Origin of the sequence: Actinomadura rifamycini DSM 43936, from assembly GCF_000425065.1 — a bacterium.
Taxonomy (GTDB): Bacteria; Actinomycetota; Actinomycetes; order Streptosporangiales; family Streptosporangiaceae; genus Spirillospora; species Spirillospora rifamycini.
Genome location: NZ_AULB01000050.1, coordinates 1 through 23,100, shown reverse-complemented (window position 1 = coordinate 23,100; position 23,100 = coordinate 1). Strand labels below are relative to the sequence as shown.

Here is a 23,100-nt window from a genome sequence, read left to right as displayed (position 1 = left end):
TCACTCCTCATCCATGGTGTCGACGCCCTCGAGCCAGGCTCGGTCAACGGCACGGTCCTTGAGCATGCCCAGGGTCGAACGAAGGTAGTTGGACAAGACCTCGCGCGGCATCATTACGAGCTGCTCGGCGTACCAGAGCGGCAGCGGCTTCATCCGCGGATTGTCGTTCAGCGTCAGGAAGGCGGTGATGCTGGCCAGCCTGTCGAGGGCCTCGGAGTCCCACTGCCCCGGAGCACCGACGGTCTCGATCTTCCAAATCGGCGTTCGGAGGCCGACCTGGATGTGGAAGCCGATGAGCCCGTGGTTCGCGACCGTCCGAGGCTCGAAGCGCTTCATCTGGCGCCCCAGCGCTTCGTAGTAGTAGGCGGCCGTCCGATGCCCTGCACGCAGGGCACCACGGAGGAAGCGGAGAACACCGACCCGCCGAAGCTCCGCCCACTCACCTTGCACGAGGTCCAGCGCTTCGCTGCTGATCGCCTCGGGGGAACCCGCCGGTCCCTTCTCACGGAGCGCGTTCAAGACGGCGGCGTTGAGGTCGCGGCGCGACTGAAGCGAAACGAGGAACGGACCGTTCGGGTCATTCGGGTAAATGGACGGCAGGAACCTCTGCCAGAACGCCTCCATCACCTCGATCAGCTCGAGCCACTCCTCCTCGACGTCGGGCTCGGCGAGGCTGAGACTCTGCTCGGCACGCGGGACAAGGAGCGGGATGTCGACAAAGATGACGTCCGGTTTCGTGTCCGAATCCAGGAGGTCTGTCAGGAGCTGGTAGACGAGGATGTACTCCTTCCATGCAAGTCGCTCGGACGCGTCCAGGAAGTTCATGTCGTTGATGTCGACACGGCTGTCCTGGAAGCCCTCCGTCACCTGGTTGCCAGACACGACGATGTCGTGGCGGAGCGCCGCGGCTCCATAGAGCATGCCGCCCAAGGCGGGCATGCTCCGGCTCTTGGAGGAAACTCCCACGGCGTAGACGCGATCGAACCGGCGCGACTCGATGCTGCGGATGATGCCGCCACGCACGAAGAGCGGGGCCTTCGAGTCGATGTACCGCATCTTGTTGGCGATCTTCCCGACGGTGCCGGGAAGCCGCAGGCTCATTGCCGCGGCGAGTGCGCGAGCCAGCTCGATGCTCTTCATGTGGTCGTCTCCTCTGAGGCGAGCAGGGCCCCAAGCTCACGAAGGTAGGGGTGCATCCCGCGCTGCTCGAGAAACCGGACGAGAGCCCCGCGATCGCTCGGTGCCGACGCGTCGGAGGCCGCGAGCCCCTGACGCGTGAGCTCGTCGAGGGCTCGACCGACGTCGTTGGCGCTCAGGTCCACGCCAAGGAGCGCCCCCGCTCGAGAGCGCAAGAGCTCCGCTGTCTGTGGGCCGCCGGCCGCAAGGAGCAGCGCAACGGGGACGAGTACCCCTTCGCCGACCGCCTCGGCGTTCGGCGGGCTCGATGGCTGCCATGCGATCTGCCTGGCCTCCGCTGTGACCGACGGAGTCCACGACAAGAGGTGCCCAAGCAGGCTCTGGCGATGCGCCTCGTCGGTCAGCGCCGTGTAGGTAAGCAGTTGGAGCGCGGAGAAGAACACCGGACCCGCGGTATTGGTCGCCTGGTACCGGAGGAGCACGGGCTTGCTCCGGGCATCAACGGCAAGTACGCCTGCGCCGAGTGCCGTGTCGAAGAAGTGGTCCGACCGGACCTTCACCTCTCCGCCGAGGACCTCCTCGAGCGCACCGTCGATGATGCGAGCAGCCGAATCCGCGGCTCGGCGTCGGGCTCCCAGCTGGACCGGCGTCTCGAAGTAGCGGCCGAGGTCCAGATCCGTGAACGGCGGCACAACGATGACGGCGACCCGCGCCCGCGCGAGCGCGGACGACAGCTTGCGCGTGTCGACAAGGCGCTCGGCATCCAGCAGCCCCCCGACGACGACGAGCGGAGGCCCCGACGGATCAGCCAGGAGCCGATCCATGGGAACGCTCTCGACCTCGGCCGTCTGCGAGAGGACGCCGACCTCGAACAGGTCAGCCTGTGCTTCGACGATGCGCGCTTTCATCGGAGCTCCAGCTTCGAGCGGATGAGCTTCATCTCCTTGAGCTCACGAATCGCGCCGGCGTGGTCCGGGTGCTGGTCTTCGTCGTAGGAGCCGGCCTCCAGGTCGCCGGAGATGTCGACCCACAGACCGAAGTGGACGCCCGTGCCAGCGCCCTCGAAGAAGCCTGCGCCCTCCTGGGAGACCTGGCTGTTGAACGCCTCGTAGCGCGCCTTCGTGGTCCCGAAGGTCGCAGCCGGCGTCGGCTCCGCCTTGGCCGGCTTCCCGTTCGACTTCAGGACTCGGTTGAGCGCGCGCAGTTCCTTCTGCCGGATCACCTGCCGGAGTTCCGTCTTGAGCTCGTCGAACTTCTCGGTGACCTGCTGCGGGAGCCCCTGGACCGCTTGCGCGGTCGCGACGACCTCGGTCTCCAGGCTCTTCAAAAGCTCGGCATCCGCCACTTCGTCGATCAGCGATTGCACCTGCTGCTTCAGACCTCCCTCCATAAGGCCGCGGAACTTCTGGACCTCGAGCTTGAGTGGGTTGAGCGAGGCCTGCACCGATTGCGGGGCGTCGGCCGCGAAGTCGCCCAGCGACTGCCACGCGGAGGCGGCAGCCTTGTAGTCCTTGACCGCCATCGCCCACTGCTCATGGAGCTTCTTGAACCGCGCGAAGAAGCTACCCGGCCGCTCCTGGCTGATCAGGTCCTTCAGCGCGTCCATGCGCTTCCACGCATACTCGTACTGCGAGTTGACCAGGTACTGGTCGATCATCAGCGTGTACGACGCGACCGGGATCGTCGCCACCCGCGTCTGCGTGCCTGCCGCGGCGGGCCCTTTCACCGCGTCCTCGAGCTCGGACTTGATAGCCTTGAGCGGCAGCGTGACCGGGGCAATGGGGAACGGGTGGCCCTCGGCCTCATCGAGCGTGGCCGCCTCGCCCAGCAGATGGTCGATCTCCTCGATCATCTCGCCCCGAGTCGCCAGGAACGTCTTCTTCAACCATGCCAGGAAGGCGACCCGCTCCCACAGCGAGAGCTTCGAATACCGGGTCTCGTAGGACAGGATTCGCGCTGGCGAGCAGTCGAAGTGGAGCGTCGTCTCGCCTATCTCAAGCGGGCACACACCGAGGATGCACTCCTCGATGTCGAGGACCTGAGCGACGACCATCTTGAGCGATCCCTCGGTCAGGCTGTCGATGTCGGCGGTCAGGTGGTCCGAGCTCACCTGCTGAATCTGCTTTTCCGCCGTCACCAGCTGCTGCTTGGCCATGGGGTAGTTGTTGCTCCGCAGAATGCCGGCCTGCGTGGGGAACAGGTCGGTGAGCGTCTTGGCCGAGTCCTTGCACTCCCCTTCGAGCCAGGTCGACGCCGACTGGCGGCGGCTCTCGAGCATCGTCCGGTCGACGGCCTTGTAGAGGTCGTTCTTCTTGCGGACGAGCCCGATGCCGATGAGCACCTCGAGAATCTGCTCGAGCTGCTGCGGTGCCTTCATCTCACTGTCGGGAACCACGAAAAAGAAGCTGTTGGCCAGCTTGTTCACCGCCGACTGTGTCTTGAGCTCTTGGAGGAGCGCAAAGAAGCACCGAGGCACCTTCGGAAGCAGGCTTCCGTCGGTCGTCAGCACGCCGAGGAGGTCGCCGTACTTCCACGCGGCCGGTGCATCGATGTTCTTCTTCGCCGCCTGCCGGCAGTTTTCGAACTCCACGGTGTTCAGGGGTCCGCCGGCCGTGTCGGCGGCTGCATCGAGCGAGCAGTCCTTCGCCAACATGTAGCGGTAGCCCTTCGCAAAATCGGCCGTGTTGCCGGTCCTGCGGCTCCAGATGGGCGCGAGGAGGTAGCCGGACTTGCGGAGGCCGTTCGCCCACTCCCGGCTCTTCGCTTGCCACTCGTCGCGGTAGGACCCCTCGAGCCCTTTCGCGACGTTGCTCAGGCGTGCCTCGTGAGCGTTGTAGGCGGAGCCCCTGCCCGAGTACTTGATCAGGAACTCCTCCTCCTGCGACACGAGGCGCCGGATCAGGACGCAGCGGCGAAGGGCCGGCAAAGCATCGAGCTGCTGCTCGAACGAGGCCACGTCCGCGCCTGCCGGGAACAGGACGAGGATCGGGTGGACCCGCTCGAGGCCGATGTAGGCGCGGAGCTTGTCGAGGGTCTCCTGCGCGTCCAGGCAGTACACGATCGTGCACCGACCATCCGGCGTGACCCGAAGCCCGTCAAGCGACGGCGAGCCGAACGCGGAGGTGAGCGCCTTGTGCGGAACGTCTTTGAGCCCCGAGACCTGCTTGGTGTCGTCGTCCCCGAGGTGGTCGTCGAGGAGCTTCGCGAGGCCGAGACAGATCGCCGTCCCGCGCTTCGCCTTCGTCTGGCTGACGCCGCGGACGTACTGGTCGAGCGGAGCCTCGTGCTTGCCGTCCTTGAAGAAGCGAACGCTCTCAGCCGCCGAGACCAGCAGCTTGTTGAACTCACGCCAGAGCCGGAACGACATCCCGATGAACCGGGTCCCGTCGACCCGGTACTTGGGCTTGGAGAAGATGCGGTGGAGCGACTCGGCCGCGAACTCGATGCCCTCGCGCGGGTAGAGCGCCGCGAGCTGCTCGCCCCACTGCTCGAGGTCGGTGTAGACGACGAAGTCACCGGCCGCGCCCGGGGCTCCCCCAATCGCAACGGAGAAGGCGCGCAAGGCCTCGACCAGTCCGACGACGGATACCTCGCAGGTCGGGGTGAAATACGTGTCGGTCTTCCCTTCCTTCGCCTTGAAGCCGAACTCAGGAAGGGTCAGCTCGTTCGCGAGCGCGCGCTCGTCGATGTGAACCTGGAAGAGTTCCGCGAAGGCGGGGCCCCGCCCGGCGACCTCGTGGGCGAGCAGCGCATCGGCCATCTCCTCGGTCAACGCCGACTTCGCCGCTCCGCCGACCGGAGCCGGCAGCTGGCCGTACACGAGCCGCTCCACCTCCTGCTTGGGTACCCCGTTCACCTTGCCGAGCAGGGGCAGGACGGCGTCGTCGTTGAATATGTGCTTGGCCCGGGCATCGGTCTTGGCGAAGTCCTTCAGGAGCTCCCACGCACTCGAGCCGTCGCCGCGCTCCATGTGCCGAGCGTGCGTCTCGTGGATGGACGCCATGATCACGTTCAGCCAGCCGAAGTTCCGGTTGGCCGAAAGGAACGCGCCCTCGAGCGTACCCACCGGGTATTCGACAACGTGCGGGTCGCCCAGGCTGCCCTTGGTGTCGTCGACGTAGCTCTCCACGTCGGTCAGTTGGTTCGGCTCGATCGTGACCGAGCTCGCTCGGCGCAGATTCGGACCGATGTGGATCTGGTCGCGCATGCCCACGCTGCACAGCAGCAGGAAGTTCACGTCCGGATGCTGGTTTCGCCAGTTCTCGTGCTTGATGACCTCCGAGACCATCAGGAGGTACTCGTCGTCGACCTTGGTCTGCGTGTCCTCACGCAGGCCCCGCTTCAGGTCACCGGGCGTCTCGACCTCGTCGACGATGATCCAGAGGTGGTTCAGGCCAGCATCACGCAAGACCTGCTTCGCATCGCGAAGCCGGTCCTCGAACGCTCGGGTATCGTCGTCGACGAGCGAGAGCGCCTTCAGGTCCACGCCCTTGGCCTGCATCGCCGCCTTGAGGTCCTCGTAGAGGTCCCGCGGCCCGCCAGCCGCGGGGGTGGCGCGCAACGTGTGCCGCAGGGCTTCGACCGCCAGGCGGGCCACCCACGTCGCAGCGTCGAGCGCGTCATCGCACACGGTGCTGTAGCGAATGTAGAGCGGCAGGACCCCATCCTGCAGCGCCGGCTCGAGCACACGCGGCTTCTTGTCCGGCTGATGGAAGGGCGGGATGACGTACTCGTTCTTGTTGAGCAGCCAACGGTCGACGCGACCCGTCGCCTCCGCGATGAGCTCGTAGCCAAGCCGCGTCTTGCCCAGACCCCAGTCGCCGAACGCGATGAAGAAGCCGGCGATGTCGTCCGCGGCACCGTCCCCGAAGGACCGGCGGAACTGGTGGAGTGCGTTGAACACCTGGTTCTGGCCCACCATGGAGAAGGAAGGCGGATAGAGCGCCACCCCCTTGGCGGCCCACGGCTTGGTAATGGTCATCGGTCTGCTCCCTGCATCTCGCTGGATGAACCCGCGGGGGTCTGCTCCTCAGACTCGACGTTCGCAGTCTTGTGGATAGGCGTGAACTCGATCCGGACGCGACGTGCACCGGGCTCGCCGAACAGCCCTCGTCCCATGCGGGGCTGTCCTGGGTGGCGGTCGAGCACCCGCAGCTGGTCGTGGTACATCGCTGTCCGGATGTAGCTGTCGAGGATGGCGGCTCGATCCTCGTCCGGCACCTGAAGGAGCTCGCCGAAGCGCTCGCCGAGCTGACTCACGATGAGAAAGCCCTCGGCGTCCGAGCAATCGCGAAGCGCCCGCGCGAACGCCTCGTCCTCGGTGAGCCGCACAGGCGCAGCTCCCTCGAATCCGAGCTCGACGAGGTCCTCAACCGCCAGCGCATCGGCGAGTCCGCTGGCGTCCAGGCTCCAGGTCGAGGGACCACCATCGAAGGCTCGGATGTGGAAGAACACGGCAAGGGCCTTCTTGAGCGCGGTCGGGAGGTCATTCGTCGACGGCGTTCCACCCTGGACGCCCTCCCACACGACCGCCGCGGTTTCACCCAGAGCCGAAAGGTCAGCACGCCAACGCGGCCCGAGGGCGAGCTCGGCGTTGTCGCGCAGCAGCATGTTGAAGCCGACGCAGTTGCGCTGTGCGATCCCAAGGACATCACCCTCGGGCGACGTGAGCGACAATGCGCCCGTGGGGATACCGCCCGGCGCCTCGACTTCCAATTGCCACCCCGCAAGGCAAAGCGCGATCACCAAGCGCGTGCGAGGGTCACGTCGAAGCAGCTGCTCCGCGAGGGCGCGAGCCCAGTCGATGTCAGCGTCCGCCTCGCGAAACACTTTCCCCAGCGCGACGCCTTCCGCGGTGGCCCGAAGGCCCTTGTCAACCCGCTCGAAGAGGCTGATCCCGTTGATGCGGTAGCGGGCGCCGCTGCGCTCCATCCCATACGTGTTGATGACGCCGTCGGTCCCCTTGCCGCGCGACGCCCCGCCCTTGAACTCCATCGTGGGAGCGATGTCGAAGACCACGCGCTCGAGATCCGCCCGTGAATAGACGCGGCCTGGCTCGGCACGGGCCGCCGCCTCCGGGTACTCCTGGATGCGAGCCGCCTCGCTCCATAGAAACAGCTTGGGGAGCGCGATGCGCACCAACGGCGTGTTCATGCCTGTCCTCCGTGGAGAGCCGCCAGGAACTGCGACAGGCGAACGCGGTAGGGCTTTTCGCCCCGGTTCTGCAGGTGTCCCGGATGAGCCTTGATCTTGGATTGGTAGTCGTCGGTCAGGCGCAGCACGTCACCGTCGCGCTCGAACACATCGAGCAGCTCGAGGTTCTTTAGCATCACGTGGACGGCGCTCGCCCAGAGCGAATCCTGGGTGCTGGCTCCCACCGGCCAGTAGCCGACCTGCTCGAGCATCGAGCGGACGTGGCGCCACAGAGGGCCCCGCCGTTCGCCGTCGAGCTCGAGATGCGCCACACCCGCACCGACGTGGATCAGCGCCGCCACATCGCCCGCCAGGCCAGCGAACAGGCGGTGAACCTCGAACTGAAGGAGCGCCGCCGCGACAGGGTGTTGGAAGAGTCGCTCTGCGGCGGCCTCGTGACCGAGCGTGGCGGCAGGCTCCCACTCGCCGTGGCGACAGAGCGGTAGGCCGGCGACGACGTAGCTTCGGGCCATCACTTCGGTGCGCTTCATCTCGCCGATTAGCACCTGGCCGTCGTCGGCCACGAGCAGCTCCACCGTGCTGAGGAGCAACGGGCGCTTCCAGCTTCGACGGAGCTGCGTGCTGAGCGGCCCCTCCGACGACTTCAACGCCGCGTCGGCGCTCCAGGACTGCTGCTCCGAGAGGAACTCGGGCTCTCGAATCAGGTCCCCGATCACCTTCGGCGGAAGCTGAGCGAACAGGTCGAGTCGCTCCGAGGCCGCCACGTCGCGCGGCTCGCGGATGGGCACGCTCAGGTAGGCGTGCGTCTTCTGATCGCCGCCGTGGGCCTGCGTCAGGTGCCAACGTCCGAACCGTGCCCAGACGTGCTCCTCGAGCTCCGGAATCGGCTCCGGGGCGTGTCGCCGGAGGTGCTCGCCCATGAAGCGCGCCGCGAGCCGGGTGGTGAACGCGGACGGGCCCGCGTCTCCGTCGATGAGGTGAAAGAAGAGCGGGGTGGCCACGTGTGCCTCGGGACGACGCGCCAGCAGCGAGTCGAGCCAGTCGCTCAGGTGTGCCTCATCCAGCCTGAGGTCTTCGAGATCACCCGGCGTGAGCTCGCCGAGGGTGGCGAGATGTGCGAGCAGCCGGCGATTGCGGTCGAGGGGTGAGACCTGCTCCGCCTTCCTCGACGTCTTGGCCTTCGAGCCCTTCGGCACGTCAGGCTTGTCGTGGATCGGCGCAGGATCGTCGCCCGGTCGGTAGAGGCGAAGGCGCGCCCAGTCGTCGTCGACGCGGAAGAGGAGGTCGTGCTCTAGCGTCGCGTTGTAGTGGACGCGACTGCGGAAGTTAGTCGTGTACTTCTCGATGTGGCACTGAACGGTGATCGGTTTGAAGAGCGGGTAGTTCACTGCGAACCAGCTCGTGATCTCGTCCCGGGAGTGCTCTTCTCCATCGGCGAACGTCTCGGCGACGAAGCGCTCGAGCAGCTCGTTGCAGCTCTCGTCGTAGATCTTGCCGGCCCTGGCCCGCTTCATCGCCCACGTGAGGACCTCACGCGCCGGCTCGCGGGTCTCCTCGGTAGGCAGGAGCGGTCGCAACAGTTCCCACGCGTCAGCGTGGACGGGAAAGTTGGTGCCGTTCGGCTGCCGGAGGATCATCAGGTTGGCCAGCCCCTCCGTGGCCGCGATGGTGGTCTTGAGGAGCGGGTTGCCGAGGAACCGCTTCTCGATCGCGAGCACGACGCGAGGCTTGGTCGTGGCTCCGCTGCTTGGATCCGCCCAGAATGCCGCATCGTCGCCATCGGACTTCCGATCCGCGACGCCCTCCACGACACGGGCCTGGGCGTAGATGCCCGCGTGATTGCCCGACATCCAAAGCAGGACGATGTCGCCGACGTGGATGCGGTCCTTGTATCGGTTGGTCAGGAACTGCATCCGGTCGAGGTGCTGGAGGGCCTCGAGGAGCCGGTAGAACTTGGGATTGGCCTGGAAGATCCAGACCCTTGGTTCCTTCATGCCGGGCACGGCAGCGCCCCCGGCCGAGGTGACCTCAGCGACCTTGCGAGGCCTCATGTGGCACCTCCCTCCGACGCCCGCAGCGCGAGCTCCTCGACCATGCGCTTCTGCAGCTCCTTGCCGGGCCGGTACACGGTGCGCAGGCGCGCCGCCATCAGTGACGATCTGTAGCTGTCGTCGAGCACCAGGAGCTCGTCCTGGTGGCGCAGGATTCGAAGCTCGAGGAGGTTCCGGAGCAGGTTGCCCATGAGCTCCTCGGAGACTCGGCCGTCAACGAGGCCGAAGGGTGCGTAGCCCTGCACGCAGACGAGGTCGCCGAGCAGTTCGGCCACGCGGCCGACCCCGCGGGAGTCCACGAGCACCAAGACGTCGTGCAGGCCGCCAGACGCGGGCACGTAGAGCTCCACGGTGGGCATCGTCGACGCTGGCGCGCGCCAGGCGCAGATGCCCAGGTGGATCACCGCGGCATAGAACGGGTGCTCCAACACGGCATCACGGAGATGTTCGTGGAGCGCTTCGTTGAGCGGTGCCTCCTCGTCGAACATGCGCTGGCCACGGGCATCGGCGATCGGGGCGCCGCTCAGCACGCCGAAGCGCTGCGTATTCCACGGCCGCGGCATAGAGGCGCTGCCAAGGCCGAAGCCGTCCTCTCGATTGAGCGGCAGCGGTCGCAGCACTGCAGCGGTCTCGACGGCGATAGGCAGCGGCACGCAAGCGGGGCCGAAGCGCCGCAGCGCGAACCCGAAAAGTTCCTTCGGACCCGCGGAGTATCCGAGTGCGTAGCTGTCCCAGTCGGCGAACGACCGCGACCGCTCGGGGAGGTCGGCCATGCGAGCCTCGAGCTCCGTGGGCGCGAGATCGACAAGGCGCTTGCCGCCCTCCAGAGGTGCGAGGAAAGCGTTGAGCTCGGCCAGCAGCGGCGCGAGGTCGCCTTTCGTCCACTCCTCGAGCTTCACGGTCATGCCCGCGCTGCCAGCACCGACCAGCCCCTCGACGAGGATGCTCAGCAGGTAGGCGCGGTACTCGGGGACCGCGAAGCACAGGCGACGCCCGACCTGTTGCGCGTCGCACTCAAGGAGGTGCACGAAGGGTGGCGTCAGGTGCCAGGCCACCGGACGACCATGCTTGTCCTGAACCGCCTCAAGGGCGCCTGCATTCTCGAACACCGAGACCCACGGTCCAGCGCCGAGGTCCTCGGCCTCGTAAGCCGACACCTCGCCCCACTGGGCAAGATGCTCGAAGAGCGACACCGCGTCGTTCGGGCGGGCGGGGAGACTCATGCCGCAGCCTCCATGACGAGTTGACAGGCCGCTCGTGCGCTGTCGGCCGCGGCCCACCGGCGGAAGTTCGCCGCCGCCTGACGGGAACGCAGAACGACCCACTGCTCCGGCTTCTTCGGATCCTTCCCGATGCTCCAGTCCCAGCCCGACCATCCGTTGGCGGCGTACTGCTCACCGCAGGGAGCCAGCCTCCAGTCGGGCAGTCGGAGCGCCTCGAGGTCGCCGATCATCTCGGACGGCGTCTGGTATCGGGCGGCGGGGTCGGGCGCGACCGCCTTGTTGATAATGCGCGCCAGGCTCTTGGGCACGTACGGCTGCAACCGCCCGAAGGAGATCACGCCCTTTCCGGCCGCGGCCCGGGCCAGCGCACGGTCGACCACCTTCTGCCTGTCGAAATCGTCGACGCGGCTGCCCGACGCCTTTGCCAGGTCGCGAAGCTCCTTCTTTGCCTCGCAATCCAGGTAGGCGTCGTCGTTGTACGGCAGAGCGCCGTGCACCATCTCGAAGAGCACCAGACCAATCTGGTAGAGATCCGACCGCACGTCGTAGCGACTCGGCGTCGCCCACCCCTCGGCCGGCACGTAAAGCGCGCTGTGGCGCGAGGCGGTAACGCTCGCACTCGCATGAGCCAGTCGCGCGACCGACCCGAAGTCGGTGATCTTCGGCCAGATGCGCCCGTGTCGCTGCGAGATCAATACGTTCGCCGGCTTGATGTCCCGATGAACGAGGAGCGCCTGGTGAAGCTGCGCGAGCCCGTGCAGGATGCCAATCGCCGCGCAGACGGCCTCCATCATCGGGAGCGGTCCGCCGCTCAGCCGCGAGAGGATGCTGCCGCCGTCGACATACTCCATGGCAACGAGGACGAAGTCGTCGCCGAGGCGCTGCGCATCGTGGACGCGCACGAGGTTGCTTCCGTTGCCCTCTGTCCTGGTCGCCTCCACAAGCAGGCGCGGCTCCGCGAAGAGGTCTCCGCTCGGATCGGGGTAGAGGACCTTCAGGAACACCGGCAGGTCGAGGGGCACGTGATGCGCACGAAACGCGTACGCGTTCGCTCCCTCGGTGTTCTCCGCCTCGAGCCTATACTTCCCGGTCACCGCGATGAGCTGCTGGACGTCCTGAAGGGTCGTGCTCATTCGTCGAGTCCCCACCACCCGACGAGCACCGCGTCTCGCCAGGTCTTCGGCTTGAAGTCCGCACCGCCGTTCAACACGTTCTCGGGAGAAGCAGACGCGATGGAGGCGAATTGCTTCTCCTGTGCGCGGAGAGATTGCGGCGCGACCAGGTCAACGGCCAGCTCGAGCTCAGCGCCAACTAGCTGGACGATCCCCTCTGCCTTGACGCGCGAGGCCGACGGCCCTCGGAATTGCGAGGAGGCGGCCTGCAGGACGCAGATTCGCTCTACTCCCCGCTCCGCCAGGAACGTCGAGAGCAGCCGACGAAGGCTCAGCAGCGCATGCCCCTCGCATGCGTCGACGGGCAGCTTCTGCGACTTGGACGGAAGCGGCAGAACGCGGGGTTGAGCCCGGCTGCCATCGAGGAGCGCCCACTTGAAGTCGGTCGAGCTGGGAGCGATGCCGAGCACCTTCATGCGCTGTCCTCCGCCAGCTCCGGGATGTCGTCCACGGTCGGCGCCTTGAGCGTCCCGGCGAGGATCGCCCGCACGTCGAGAGTGCCCTCGATCATATCTTCGACATCGGCCTTGGCCTCGTTGACGAGTCGGCGAGCGTGGGCCCGCAGTGCGCTCCGCGAGAGGAACCCGCGAACGAGCGCCCGACGAACCTCCGCCTTGAGCCGCGGCACAGGCAGTCGGAGTAGCTCGTCTTGTCCGATCTGAGGCTGAACCGCGCCATAGGCGATTCGAAACTGAAGAGCCTTCCCCAGCTCGGTATTGAGGAAGAATGCCAGCCAAGCGCCTTGCTCCAGATCGCCCTTGTGCAACCTGAGCCGAATGAAGTGTGAGCTGATGACCGCGTTGGCCGCATCACGTTGAACGACCGCGGCCTGGCCGATGGACCCCGTCCTGACCACCAAGACATCACTTTCAACAATTCGGCCGCGGTCAGAGATGGGCGCGTCTACCGGAATCCGAGGGGCACCGTCTGTATCGAGGTCGCCGTGCCCCACGTTGGTCACCGTCAGGTAGGGGACTCCATCAGAACAAAACTGTCGATACTCGATCCCATTGCTGACCTCTGCGACGAGGTCGCCGATGGGCTCCCAGCCATGCTCACACGCGATAATCTCGCGAACTGCGTCGAGGTACTCTCTGCGGTAGTACTTGGGATCCAGGCGTCCCGAGAGCTCTGCAACGGCCGGGACCGAGGTCAGGGAGAACTGCGGCGGCGCGGACCAAGCGAACAGGCTCTGAAACAACCCGACGGCCTTCTGCCAGTGATCTTCGGCAGCCGCTCGACAGCGCTCCGCCAACTCGACCTTCGCGCCGATGTAGTCCTGGATACGACGCTCGGGGAGCGGTACCTCGACTTCCCTGAGGTCCTCGAGGTGGAGATGGCGTATGACAGCGCCCTTGCTGTTGCGTCGGATCTGGAGCTGCCCCAGGCGCGAATTGAGGTAGGCCGAGAGGTATGCCGGGCTAACTCCGCTCGGCCGAATGATTGCGACGCTTTCGAATACGGCGAACCGGTCGTACGCTCCGTTTGCCAGGCCAGCAGAACCAATGGATCCGCTCTTCGCCACGAGCACGTCGTCGGGTCGGGGCGCACAACTCCATCGTTCAAGCTGATCGAACTCCGCGGCGCTGACGTACTTGTGACCACTACCCGCGTCGACGAACCCGTTCCGAATGTTCTTGGCGCTAAGAAACGGCACGCCCAAATCGACGTAGCTCGGCGTCTTGTGGGTTCCGTCCGTAACAAGCGAGGAAACTTCGACCACCTGCCGCATCTTCAGTCCACGCGCATCTGCGCGGTGATCGAAATCCAGGTACTCGGGACGGTAGAAGTCCGCGTCAAGACGATGCCGCAGGTCCTTAGCAGTGACCCAAGAGGCGATGCCGCTCATGCGGAACCTCGCTTGAGGTAGCCCGAAGCAATCTCGACCAGGTCGTTGCCAAGCGGGTCCGGAACCTCGGCCTTGCCCTTTTTCAGGTACCCGACGTGCTCAGCGACAGCCATGAAGACCGGCCCCTGCTCCTCGGCCGGATGCCGCTTCTTCTGTAGATAGAGGAAGCTGGTCTTGGCGCCCGTGCCCGCAATGGAGAAGGTCTCGGTGGGCAGGCTCACGACGGCGCGCACGATCGCCTTTCCGCCGAGGAACTCACCCGTCTCCTCGTCCTTCGTCCCCATGAAGTACTCGCGGATGTAGGCGTCCCCCGTGTTGCAGAGGATGCCGTCTGGCACGACGATCAAGAGCCGCCCGCCGGGCTTCAGGAGCTGTAGGTTCCGGTCGATGAACAGCGAGGCGGGGTCCGCCTTGGCGAGCTCCTTCCGCTTCCCCCGGTTTCCGGGCGTCCACGACCAGCCGAGCTCGAGTCCGCGCGCCTCGTCGCGCATGCGCGCCAGCCCGCGAGGATCGTCGTACTTGCCGGAGCCGAACGGCGGGTTGGTCAGGATGACGTCGAACTTCCCGATGAGCCGGTCAAGGTGCGGGTCCGTGAGCGAGTCGTCGACCTTCAGCAGCTGGCTGTGGTCCTCGCCGTACAACAGCATGTTGATGCGAGCCTTCTGGATCGAGCCCGCGGCCTGGTCGGCGCCGAAGAAGCTGTGCCGCTTCATCTGCGAGAGCCACTGCAGCTTGTCGTCGTCAGATTGACCGACGTGCCGGTCGTCGAGCACGCGCCGCTTCACCTCGCGCAGCGCGCCGATGGGAAAACGCCCAGTACCGCAACAGATGTCACCGACGAGGAAGGCGGGGAGCGCGGCTTCCTCGTCGGTTTGGGGATTCCAGCGCTCGCGTTGTCCGTCGTCGCCCCGTCGGGCCCAGAGGTCCGCGTCGGGGATGTCGTGGAAGACCATGCGGGCCATGCACTCCACGACTTGGCTAGGCGTCAGGTATGTCGCGAGCCCTTCGTCGCTCGCGTACTTGCCGCGAAGGAACACATCGAAGGCCCAGCCCAGCAGATCTTCGTGGATGAGGTGCGCCCGCATCTCGCGGGCCTTCTCGCCGTTGCCGAGGAGCTCGCGGTCGGGCACGGAGAGCCGGATGGGCTTGCCTTCACGATCGCGAAGCTCGAGCGCCTCGATGGCGAGGGCGAGGACCTCCGAGTTCTCGAGACGCAACGGCTCGTCGTACGAGAAAATCGTGTGCACCTCGCCAGTGATGTCGGTCGCCTTGTACTGCGGGAGGTTGTTGATCTCGCGGAAGGCGTCCTTGAGCTGGATGACCGCGTCCTTCTTGTGCTCCCGCACATGGTCGGCCGAGTAGATGTCGGCGAACCGCTTGCCCTTCGCGGCGCCGCTCGTGAGCACGTAGCCGGGCGCCTTTTCAAGGTGGACCTTGAGGAAGAGCAGCTTGCCGAGCTCGTCGATGGCGGCATTGGTGGGCTTGACGCCGCCGCGCGAGTAGATGGCCTCGTGCAGCTGATCGAACTTGCGCTGGATCGCCCGGAAGTCGCCACGGTGGTACTCGGCCGAGACCTCCTGCACGAGCCGGGTGCGGGAGTCGGAGATCGGCCGGGCGACGGTCTTCCACTCGTCCCGGGCCGGCAACGCCGAGACCTGCGCGTCCTTCTCGACGTCGAAGATGAAGTCGTTCTCGTCGTCCCACACCCAGACGAAGCGAAACGGCTTACCGGCGGCGGCGCCGAGGCCGGCCTTGAACTTCGCGTCGTCCTGCACGGCAGGCCGCGAGGCATCGCCGGGCTCGCCGCTGGCGAAGAGGATGACGGGCTCGTCCTCGTCGAGCGCGACGAGCTCGGCGGTCGCCGACATGGATCCGTCGCCGAGCGGATCGAAGAGCGCGAAGTCGTCCTTGATCTGCTGGTATCCGAGCTGCGAAAGCTTCTCCCGCGCGCCATCGCGGAGCGCGTCTGTGGTGTTCTTCCTCTTGACCATGGGTCCTCTCGCTACCGTCGCCGGTTGAAAATGTTGATGCCCGCCACAACGAACTGCTCGGTGAGAAGCTCGGACACCTTGTGCTCTGGCAAGCTGGTCTCGTTCGCTACCGCCTGCACCGCGCTTGCCAGCGGAGCACCCGGGCGGCCGTCGAAGAACTTCTCGACGGCCATTCGTACACGGCTGTCGTCGGTGATCGCCGTTCCCCGCGCCGCCCACGTCTCGTTACCTGTCCGCTCGAGTGTCGGATCGAGTCGCATCAGCAAGAGGGCCCGCTCGGCACCCCCCACCTCTGTGAGCTCGGGGACGGCCTCCGCAACGCGCTCGGGTGTCGCGGAACCGCGGCCGATCAGGAAGTCGCGGATCTTCGAGGTGATTGGGCCGGTCATGCTTCCTCCATGAGCGGGAGGCGCAGCTGGGCGTCGGTCGCCTCGTCCCGCGAAGTATTTCGAACGCTGGCTGCCCTTGACCGGCGTGAGCAGCAGGGCCGACCAAATCGCGGCGCCGCCGTTGACAGCCAGAAGATCCTGTGGCTCCACCCACGCCGAGTGAAACACGAGCTGCCGCTCCTTCGGGTTGGCGGCCTCGTCGATGATGCGGCCGAAGAGCGTGCAGAAGTCGCGGGCGCGGCGCGAGCCGTGCCCTTGCTGTAGCGGAAGCTCCAACGCCGCTGGACGCTGGCGACGACGTCCGAGGTCGGCACGTCGCGCCGGTCACGCGTATGACCTCCTTGAGCAGCGCGCGTCCGCGAACCCCCTTGAGGATCACGTCAGGCTCGAAGCGAAAGCTGACGTAGCGGCGCCCGAGGCTGGTCGGGCGGATCGCATCCTCCTCGATCAGCCGTACCCAACGCGCGGCCTCGAGGTAGTAGTGGACGTTGCGGAGGTTCTTGAATTCGATCTTGTGCTGAAGCCACGTCGGGTCGTCTTCGCCGAGCGCTACCGTCTCGACCATGCGGTTCAGCAGGGGCAGTTGCGTGAATTGCGGTACGACCCGATCAGGTGACGGCATGTTGCCCCCCGGCACGACGGCAAAGCGGGGCGCCGACCCGAGTGCCCGCGTAAGCACCTCGCGCCGCACGAGGCGAGTCCAGCCCAGGAGAGAGCTCAAGGTGGTCGCCACGGCGCTCACGACATCGCCTCGCAAAGGTAGTCGTCGGCCGCTTCGATGAGCGCGGTCCGCGCCAGCAACGCCTCGCGGCGACGCTGCATCGCTCGGGTGAGCCGAGTCTCGAAGTCCTCTCGCCAGACTTGACCCAGCACTGGGACGCGCAACTCGTCGAGGTCGCGCTTGTTGACGAAGCGCTGCACGGACCCGGACGAGAGCAGCCGGAGCTGCGTGCGAACGAGGGGATGGGCGAGCGCGACGGCGAAAACACGGGGCGTCTCGTGGAAGCGGAGGGCGGTGAAGGTGGCACTCCCGAGGAGCGGCCGCTCCCGTCCGAGCTCCTCGTCGAGGTAAGCGACCTGGTCGCCCGAGCCCGTCGTGCACAGCAGGACATCGCCCACCTCGAGCCGCTGCCGCATGCGGGAGGACAGGGCGGAGAGGGGCCTAACCTCTCCGCCCTCGACGAGGAAGGTGCTCTCGTTCACGTCGTCGGCCTGAACGGCGAAGACCTCCTCGTCATCAGCGAGGCCTCGAAGGCTGGTGCCGGCGGGCTTCGCCAGCTGGAGCAGCGGTCGCATGGCCGACGATGTTGCCGAAGAATGACGGAACACGCGCCCACGATTGAACGGGACATCCCACCGGTCCGCCAGCTGCGATCGGAGCACCTCGATTGTGCTACTGGGGGGCTTGACCCCGGAGACGCGATGATCGATCTCGGTGTGAATCGCCGTCACCACCGCGTTGAACTCGGCGCGCGCGCTCGCGGTCAGGTCGACGGCCCGCTGGTACTGCAGCCCGAGCGACTCCTGGAGGCTGCGCGAGGGCAACGGGATCGGGAGGCGCGCGATGTCCGAGAGGCGAAGGCGCGGCAGCGCCGACGAGCCACCGCGGTACGCGAGGTCACGCAAGATCCGGTTCAGCGTGGGCGTGCAGAACACGGCGGCCAGGTACTCGGGCAAGACCGCCGGCCGGGGCCGGATGATGGTTAGCTCCGACGACACGGCGAGCTCTGGAGGCATCCCCGACTGGACCGCGGCCGCGCGAAACGGCTGGGCTGCTCGCGTGAACAGGACGTCGTTCTCCTGGACATTGATCCACTTGGCGGTGGTGCCGTCTACGTGGGTCATGCCGCTCAAGTCCAGCTCGCAAGGCCGCACGTTGTTCAACCGGAGCATCCGGATCCCCGATGCAGCCGAAGGCAGTCGAGCCCCGTCGTGGATGGACTCGACGATATCCTCGAGGCGAACGTGTCGACTGCCCTCCGAGCTCATCGTCGACCGCACCAGCTCACGCCCGAGGTAGAAGGCCGGGTCGAGGCGAACGTGCCGCTTGCCGAGCTGGGCGCGGGAGAGCGTGGTTACGCGCATGCGGCTGCCTCCCGTTCGAGGAAGTCGTCGAGCTTCGACCGCGCCGCGCCGATGTCGCCGCTGAGGTCGTGTGACTCCACGTCGACCATGAGGATCGGGTAGTCGTCGGCGGGTGCCAGCTTGCGGAGCATCACGACGGAGCACTTCACCCCCGTGTTGCGGAAGCAGGTTCCGGCAGGCAGGCTGACGACCGCCAGCAGACGTGCGTGTTCGAGCAACCACTCGCGGAAGTCCGCATGCCCGGCGCTCGAGAGCAGACCTTCGGGCAAGACGGTAACGAGGAGAGCGCCATCGGACATCGCCGCAAGCACGTGCTCGATGAACAGCAGCTCTGCAGGCACGCGGCTGCGCGCCTTGCCTCCGCGCTTCGACAGCTCGAAGCGGCCCAGCTGGGCTCCGCTCAGCTGGAGGCCGAACGGCGGAACAACTATCACGCCGTCGTAGGTCCCGTCGAGGTTCGACTCCAGTAAATCAGCGAACACGCGCTCGACACTCGGAAGCAGGCGCTCCAGCAACGGCTCAAGTAGGCGAAGCTCGGCCGGAAGAAAGATCGTGCCCTCCGCGCCGAGGAGCGCGGCGATCTCCGCCCCGGCTCCGCCCGAGACCAGGAAACGACGAGCGCCTAGCTGATGTCCGCACACCAAGGGCGCCACGCTCTCGGTCAGCCCAGAGAACTGGCCCTTGTCGGGAAGCAGTGAGGACAGCACGACGATGAGACGGGCCAACTCATCGGGCGCGTTCGGGCGGAGGCGAAAGCCGGCCAGGAGCGCAGCCGCCGTGCGGAGCGGTTCCACTGCGACCGACTCGTCACCGCCGAGACGCGAAACGGGCACGCCGCCCGTGGGTCGGACGAGGTCCGGCCCGAACACCTCATCGCCATCCAGGCGAGCGACCATCTGCGCGACGCCCAGCTCCGCCGCATCACCGTGATGGGCAGCCATGCGAATCAACTGCCCCCAGGCCCTTAGAACCCCTGCCGACGGGAAGTGGCTGCGGTCGGCGACGGGCAGTGCCCTCACGGGGACGAGCCCCTCCTGCTCACGACCGTAGAACGACGGATAGCTGCCGCCATCGACGACCACGAATGCGTAGCCCTCGCCCGCGAGGAGCTCGAGGTAGCGGTCGGACACATCACCGCGCTTAGGGCGTAGCAGCACACCGCGCTCGCCGCCGAGCACGAACTCCCCAGCGAGCGACAGCCGTCCGATGACCGGCTGCGCGGCATCGGTGACGTCGATCCCGAGGCTGCTGAGGTAGGTGTTCGCGTCCAAGACCATCTTTCCGTCACGCGCTCACAGGCCCATTGATACACGAAGAGTAGTCAGGACGGGAAGTACCGTCAAGAGTTATCACGCACTCACGTCCCCAATAACTCCAAAAGGCGGCCCGCCTCGCCGTAGCGTCTGGAAGCGTCGGACTTCAAGCCGCCGCCCAGGCCGATTCCGTCCCGGTGGTCAGCACTGTAAGCGGCCACCATGATCTCGGGTTCGGTGGCCGGGCCGTTCGAGGTGGGCGGCCATCGGGGTCTTGGTCGGCGGCCAGGAAAAGTCGAGGTCGACGGCCCGGCAAGAGTTGATCTTTCTCGCGCGTCTGCGGGCTTCGGTGTTCTCGGGTCCGGCTTGGCTGTTGCTCCGTGAAGTCGTCTGATCGGGGAGGGGCGATGAAGTCCGATGCCGAGATACTGGAGATCTTCGAGGCGTACGACCTGACCGGAAGCGTGTGGTCGGCGGCGCAGCTGGTCGGGTGCGCCGCTGAGACGGTGCAGCGGTATGTGGCGTTGCGGGCGGCGGGAGGCGTGCCCGAGCGGCGGGTGCGGCGGGGCCGCTCGATCGATCCGTTCCTGCCCAAGATCGAGGAGAAGGTCGAGCGGTCCAAGGGCAGGATCCGTGCCGATGTCGTGCACCGTGATCTGGTCGCGATGGGGTTCACCGGGTCCGAGCGCACCACCCGGCGGGCGGTCGCGGCGATCAAGCAGTCCTGGAGGGCGGGGAACCGGCGCATCTACCGGCCGTGGGTGCCCGAGCCGGGCATGTGGCTGCAGTGGGACTGGGGCGAGGGCCCGAAGGTCGCCGGACGTCGCACCCAGCTTTTCTGCGCGTGGCTGGCCTGGTCGAAGTTCCGGGTGGTGCTGCCGACCTGGGACCAGACGCTGGGGTCGCTGACCGCCTGCCTGGACGCGACGCTGCGGATCGTGGGCGGGGCACCGACGTATCTGCTGACCGACAACCCGCGGACCGTCACCGTCGAGCACGTGGCCCGGATCCCGGTCCGGCACCCGCAGATGGTCGAGCTCGGCCGGCACTACGGCTGTGTCGTGCACACCTGCGAGCCGTTCGACCCCGAGTCCAAGGGCGGGGTCGAGAACACCGTGAAGATCGCCAAGGCCGATCTGGTGCCCACCCGGTCCAACCTGCGCGCCGCCTACGGCGGCTTCGCCGAACTCCAGGACGCCTGCGCGGCCTGGTGCGAGCAGGTCAACCTGCGCACCCACCGCGCCACGCACCAGAGCCCGGCGGTGATGCTGACCGCCGAGCAGGCCCATCTGCATCCGGTGCCCGAGCAGCCCTATGCGCTCGCCCTCGGGGAGGAACGCCTGGTCGGCGACGACCGCACCGTCCGGTGGGGCGACGTGCGCTACTCGGTACCGCCCGGACACGAGGGCCGCAAGGTGTGGTGCCGGGTGCACGGCGACGAACTGGTCATCGTCGGCCCCCGCGACCACGACGCCGGCGACCGGCCCGCCGACACCGGGTTGACGGAGTTGTGGCGGCACAAGCTGTCCACGCCCGGCCGGCCCCGGATCGTCGAGGCGCACTACCCCGACCATCCCGGCGGCAACGGCCCCCGCGCACCCAAGCCGCGGCCGCAGTCGCCGGCCGAACGCGACTTCCTGGCGATCGGGCCGGGCGCCGAGGCGTGGCTGACCGAGGCCGCCGCCACCGGCGTCGCCCGGATCCGCGCCAAGATGGCCCGCGCGGTCGAACTGGCGTTCCTGGTCGGCAACCAGCGAGTGGACGCCGCGCTGGGGCTGGCGGCCGTCCACGGCCGGTTCGGCGATTCCGATCTGGCCTCTATCTGCGACCACCTGGCCCGCAGCGCCACCACCGCCGGTCCACCGGCGATCGCAGACGAGGCCCACTCCGCCCAGCCCGGCACCGGCTCCTGGGCCCGGGTCCGCGCGGCCCCCCAGCCCTGACAGACCACGAGCGGCGCGGAGCCCGCTGCCACGAGCCCCGCCGCCCCGACCGACCGATCGGCCTGCACACACTTTCCGGAGACCAAGCATATGAGCGTGACCCTGCCCAAGCCCGCACCCGTCCCCGACGAACTGGAGAAGCTGTTCACCCGGATGCGGTTCCCCTACGCCCGCAAAGCCGCACCCGAAGTGCTGGCCACCGCCCGCGCCCAACGCTGGGACCCCGCCGAAGTCGTCCGCGTCCTGCTCGCCGAAGAAGCCGTCGGCCGCGACGCCGCCACCCGCCGCGCCCGCCGCAAGAGCGCCGGCCTGCCCAACGGCAAGACCTTCGAGGCATGGAAGAGCGAAGTGTCCTCGATCCCGATCCCGACCCAGAACGCGCTGAAAACCCTCGAATGGGCCGGCCGCCGTGAGAACTGCGTGATCTCGGGCCCGTCCGGGACCGGCAAGACCCACTTCCTCGAAGCGCTCTGCCACCTGGCCATCGACCACGACCTGACCGTCTCCTGGTTCACCCTGGAAACCCTCGCCGCCGCAATCGGCCGAGCCAAAGCCGACAACACCATCGCCCGCACCATCACCAAGATCTGCCGCTGCGACATCATCGTGGTCGACGACATCGGCCTGCTCCCGGTCGAGGCCGACACCGCCGAAGCCTTCTACCGCCTGGTCGACGCCGCCTACGAACGCCGCAGCCTCGCGGTCACCAGCAACATCCACCCGTCCGGCTTCGACACCATCATGCCCAAGACCATGGCCACCGCCACCGTCGACCGCCTCATGCACCAAGCCCACCTCGTCGAAACCAGCGGCGAATCCCACCGCCTCGCCGAAGCCCTCGCCGGCCGCGGAGTCATCCCACTGGCCACCAAACCCGAACCCAACTGACCACCCACCTCGGGAACCGTTGGCCGCCGGCCTCAACCAAGCCGGCCGCCAACCCCGAAAAACTCACGGCCGTCCACACAGCACGTACGAGGCTGTCCCGGCCGAAAACTTTGTCCGTTGTCAACGGCCAAGTGGCACCTGGCCGTTGACACGGGGCCGACGTCTGCCCGAGCCCGGCGCTGTCACAGGGACCGCGAACCATCCCCGCGGGGTGCGGGGCCGGCCACAGTCCGTCATCCTGCCCCCGGAACCTCAGCGAACCATCCCCGCGGGTGCGGGGCCGACCCGGACCAGAACCCGTTCCCGCCGAAGTCGTGGGAACCACCCCCGCAGGTGCGGGGCCGACGACTCCTAGCAAGTCTCGTGCGGTTAGGCCCTCGAGCCATCCCTGCGGGTGGGGGGCCGACGCCTCGATGTCGGTCAGGAGCCCGGCGGCGTTCGAACCATCCCCGCGGGTGCGGGGCCGACTCGGTGCCCCAGTGGACGAACGCGGCCTTGACGGAACCATCCCCGCGGGTGCGGGGCCGACCCGAACCGGTTGACCGCGCCCGCCATCGCTTCCGAACCATCCCCGCGGGTGCGGGGCCGACCACCTGCTGCGCACCCACCGGTACGCGTGGCGGGAACCATCCCCGCGGGCGCGGGGCCGACACCATGCGGGTGACTCCTCTTGAGGGTTGTCAAGAACCATCCCCGCGGGTACGGGGCCGACAAGTTCGCGTTCTGGCTCGAGCGGCAACGCTCGGATCCATCCCCGCGGGTGCGGGGCCGACCACAGCCTCCCAGAGGAAATCCACCGCCCGCTCGAACCATCCCCGCGGGTGCCGGGCCGACTCGCGACCAGCCCGCGCAACGTGACCCAGTCGGGAACCATCCCCGCGGGGGCGGGGCCGACCCCACCTGCCAGGGCCCGTTCGCCGTCCTGACCGAACCATCCCCGCGGGTGCGGGGCCGACGGCGGCCTGG

Annotated in this window: 15 protein-coding genes and 1 CRISPR repeat array; of the genes, 2 read left to right on the top strand and 13 right to left on the bottom strand. The window is 67.2% G+C overall.

The genetic code is table 11. The annotated features are described in order from the left end of the window. From H505_RS0132510 to H505_RS0132445, 13 genes are all read right to left on the bottom strand, one after another. A complete protein-coding gene (locus H505_RS0132510; protein WP_026405291.1) occupies positions 1-1,140 on the bottom strand; it encodes a hypothetical protein in 1,140 nt (379 codons plus the stop codon). Then, positions 1,137-2,045, bottom strand: coding sequence for a hypothetical protein (locus tag H505_RS0132505; RefSeq protein ID WP_026405290.1), 909 nt, complete (start codon positions 2,043-2,045; stop codon positions 1,137-1,139). Before H505_RS0132505 ends, H505_RS0132510 begins: the two co-directional genes overlap by 4 nt. Beyond that, the gene (locus H505_RS0132500; protein ID WP_026405289.1) at positions 2,042-6,118 is read right to left on the bottom strand and encodes a hypothetical protein; all 4,077 of its coding nucleotides are present in this window, start codon (positions 6,116-6,118) and stop codon (positions 2,042-2,044) included. The genes H505_RS0132505 and H505_RS0132500 overlap by 4 nt, the downstream gene beginning before the upstream one ends. Then, positions 6,115-7,290, bottom strand: coding sequence for a hypothetical protein (locus H505_RS0132495; protein WP_026405288.1), 1,176 nt, complete (start codon positions 7,288-7,290; stop codon positions 6,115-6,117). The genes H505_RS0132500 and H505_RS0132495 overlap by 4 nt, the downstream gene beginning before the upstream one ends. Continuing rightward, positions 7,287-9,341 (bottom strand): EVE domain-containing protein, encoded by a 2,055-nt coding sequence (locus tag H505_RS48285; RefSeq protein WP_051301437.1) that lies wholly within the window; start codon positions 9,339-9,341, stop codon positions 7,287-7,289. The genes H505_RS0132495 and H505_RS48285 overlap by 4 nt, the downstream gene beginning before the upstream one ends. Next, positions 9,338-10,564 (bottom strand): hypothetical protein, encoded by a 1,227-nt coding sequence (locus H505_RS0132485; RefSeq protein WP_026405287.1) that lies wholly within the window; start codon positions 10,562-10,564, stop codon positions 9,338-9,340. The genes H505_RS48285 and H505_RS0132485 overlap by 4 nt, the downstream gene beginning before the upstream one ends. Then, positions 10,561-11,697, bottom strand: coding sequence for a serine/threonine-protein kinase (locus H505_RS0132480; protein ID WP_026405286.1), 1,137 nt, complete (start codon positions 11,695-11,697; stop codon positions 10,561-10,563). The genes H505_RS0132485 and H505_RS0132480 overlap by 4 nt, the downstream gene beginning before the upstream one ends. Then, positions 11,694-12,152, bottom strand: a complete 459-nt coding sequence (locus H505_RS0132475) for a hypothetical protein (protein ID WP_026405285.1) — start codon at positions 12,150-12,152, stop codon at positions 11,694-11,696. Before H505_RS0132475 ends, H505_RS0132480 begins: the two co-directional genes overlap by 4 nt. Continuing rightward, positions 12,149-13,585, bottom strand: coding sequence for a restriction endonuclease subunit S domain-containing protein (locus H505_RS48280; protein WP_026405284.1), 1,437 nt, complete (start codon positions 13,583-13,585; stop codon positions 12,149-12,151). Before H505_RS48280 ends, H505_RS0132475 begins: the two co-directional genes overlap by 4 nt. Beyond that, positions 13,582-15,576, bottom strand: coding sequence for an HsdM family class I SAM-dependent methyltransferase (locus H505_RS45800; protein ID WP_051301436.1), 1,995 nt, complete (start codon positions 15,574-15,576; stop codon positions 13,582-13,584). The genes H505_RS48280 and H505_RS45800 overlap by 4 nt, the downstream gene beginning before the upstream one ends. An 11-nt stretch (positions 15,577-15,587) precedes the next feature. Beyond that, entirely contained in the window at positions 15,588-16,241 is a 654-nt protein-coding gene (locus H505_RS45795) for a hypothetical protein (protein ID WP_034521002.1), read from the bottom strand. A 462-nt stretch (positions 16,242-16,703) separates the two neighbouring features. Further along, entirely contained in the window at positions 16,704-18,050 is a 1,347-nt protein-coding gene (locus H505_RS0132450) for a restriction endonuclease subunit S domain-containing protein (protein ID WP_026405282.1), read from the bottom strand. Further along, positions 18,041-19,321 (bottom strand): N-6 DNA methylase, encoded by a 1,281-nt coding sequence (locus H505_RS0132445; protein WP_169528888.1) that lies wholly within the window; start codon positions 19,319-19,321, stop codon positions 18,041-18,043. The genes H505_RS0132450 and H505_RS0132445 overlap by 10 nt, the downstream gene beginning before the upstream one ends. A gap of 389 nt (positions 19,322-19,710) precedes the next feature. On the opposite strand from H505_RS0132445, the gene istA reads away from it, so the two are divergent. After that, positions 19,711-21,246, top strand: coding sequence for an IS21 family transposase (gene istA, locus H505_RS0132440; RefSeq protein WP_211238611.1), 1,536 nt, complete (start codon positions 19,711-19,713; stop codon positions 21,244-21,246). 90 nt (positions 21,247-21,336) lie between these two features. Then, the gene (locus tag H505_RS0132435; protein ID WP_026405279.1) at positions 21,337-22,134 is read left to right on the top strand and encodes an ATP-binding protein; all 798 of its coding nucleotides are present in this window, start codon (positions 21,337-21,339) and stop codon (positions 22,132-22,134) included. Positions 22,135-22,391: 257 nt separating this feature from the next. After that, positions 22,392-23,090: direct repeats of the CRISPR family, unit length 28 nt; unit sequence GAACCATCCCCGCGGGTGCGGGGCCGAC. Between the last annotated feature and the right edge of the window lie 10 nt (positions 23,091-23,100).

Excerpts from the sequence above, each read along its gene's own strand:
- istA (WP_211238611.1), top strand. The coding sequence starts at position 19,711 with ATGAAGTCCGATGCCGAGATACTGGAGATCTTCGAGGCGTACGACCTG.
- H505_RS0132500 (WP_026405289.1), bottom strand. The coding sequence starts at position 6,118 with ATGACCATTACCAAGCCGTGGGCCGCCAAGGGGGTGGCGCTCTATCCG.
- H505_RS0132495 (WP_026405288.1), bottom strand. The coding sequence starts at position 7,290 with ATGAACACGCCGTTGGTGCGCATCGCGCTCCCCAAGCTGTTTCTATGG.
- H505_RS0132510 (WP_026405291.1), bottom strand. The coding sequence starts at position 1,140 with ATGAAGAGCATCGAGCTGGCTCGCGCACTCGCCGCGGCAATGAGCCTG.
- H505_RS0132505 (WP_026405290.1), bottom strand. The coding sequence starts at position 2,045 with ATGAAAGCGCGCATCGTCGAAGCACAGGCTGACCTGTTCGAGGTCGGC.
- H505_RS48280 (WP_026405284.1), bottom strand. The coding sequence starts at position 13,585 with ATGAGCGGCATCGCCTCTTGGGTCACTGCTAAGGACCTGCGGCATCGT.
- H505_RS0132475 (WP_026405285.1), bottom strand. The coding sequence starts at position 12,152 with ATGAAGGTGCTCGGCATCGCTCCCAGCTCGACCGACTTCAAGTGGGCG.
- H505_RS0132485 (WP_026405287.1), bottom strand. The coding sequence starts at position 10,564 with ATGAGTCTCCCCGCCCGCCCGAACGACGCGGTGTCGCTCTTCGAGCAT.
- H505_RS0132450 (WP_026405282.1), bottom strand. The coding sequence starts at position 18,050 with ATGCGCGTAACCACGCTCTCCCGCGCCCAGCTCGGCAAGCGGCACGTT.
- H505_RS45800 (WP_051301436.1), bottom strand. The coding sequence starts at position 15,576 with ATGGTCAAGAGGAAGAACACCACAGACGCGCTCCGCGATGGCGCGCGG.
- H505_RS0132435 (WP_026405279.1), top strand. The coding sequence starts at position 21,337 with ATGAGCGTGACCCTGCCCAAGCCCGCACCCGTCCCCGACGAACTGGAG.
- H505_RS0132480 (WP_026405286.1), bottom strand. The coding sequence starts at position 11,697 with ATGAGCACGACCCTTCAGGACGTCCAGCAGCTCATCGCGGTGACCGGG.
- H505_RS48285 (WP_051301437.1), bottom strand. The coding sequence starts at position 9,341 with ATGAGGCCTCGCAAGGTCGCTGAGGTCACCTCGGCCGGGGGCGCTGCC.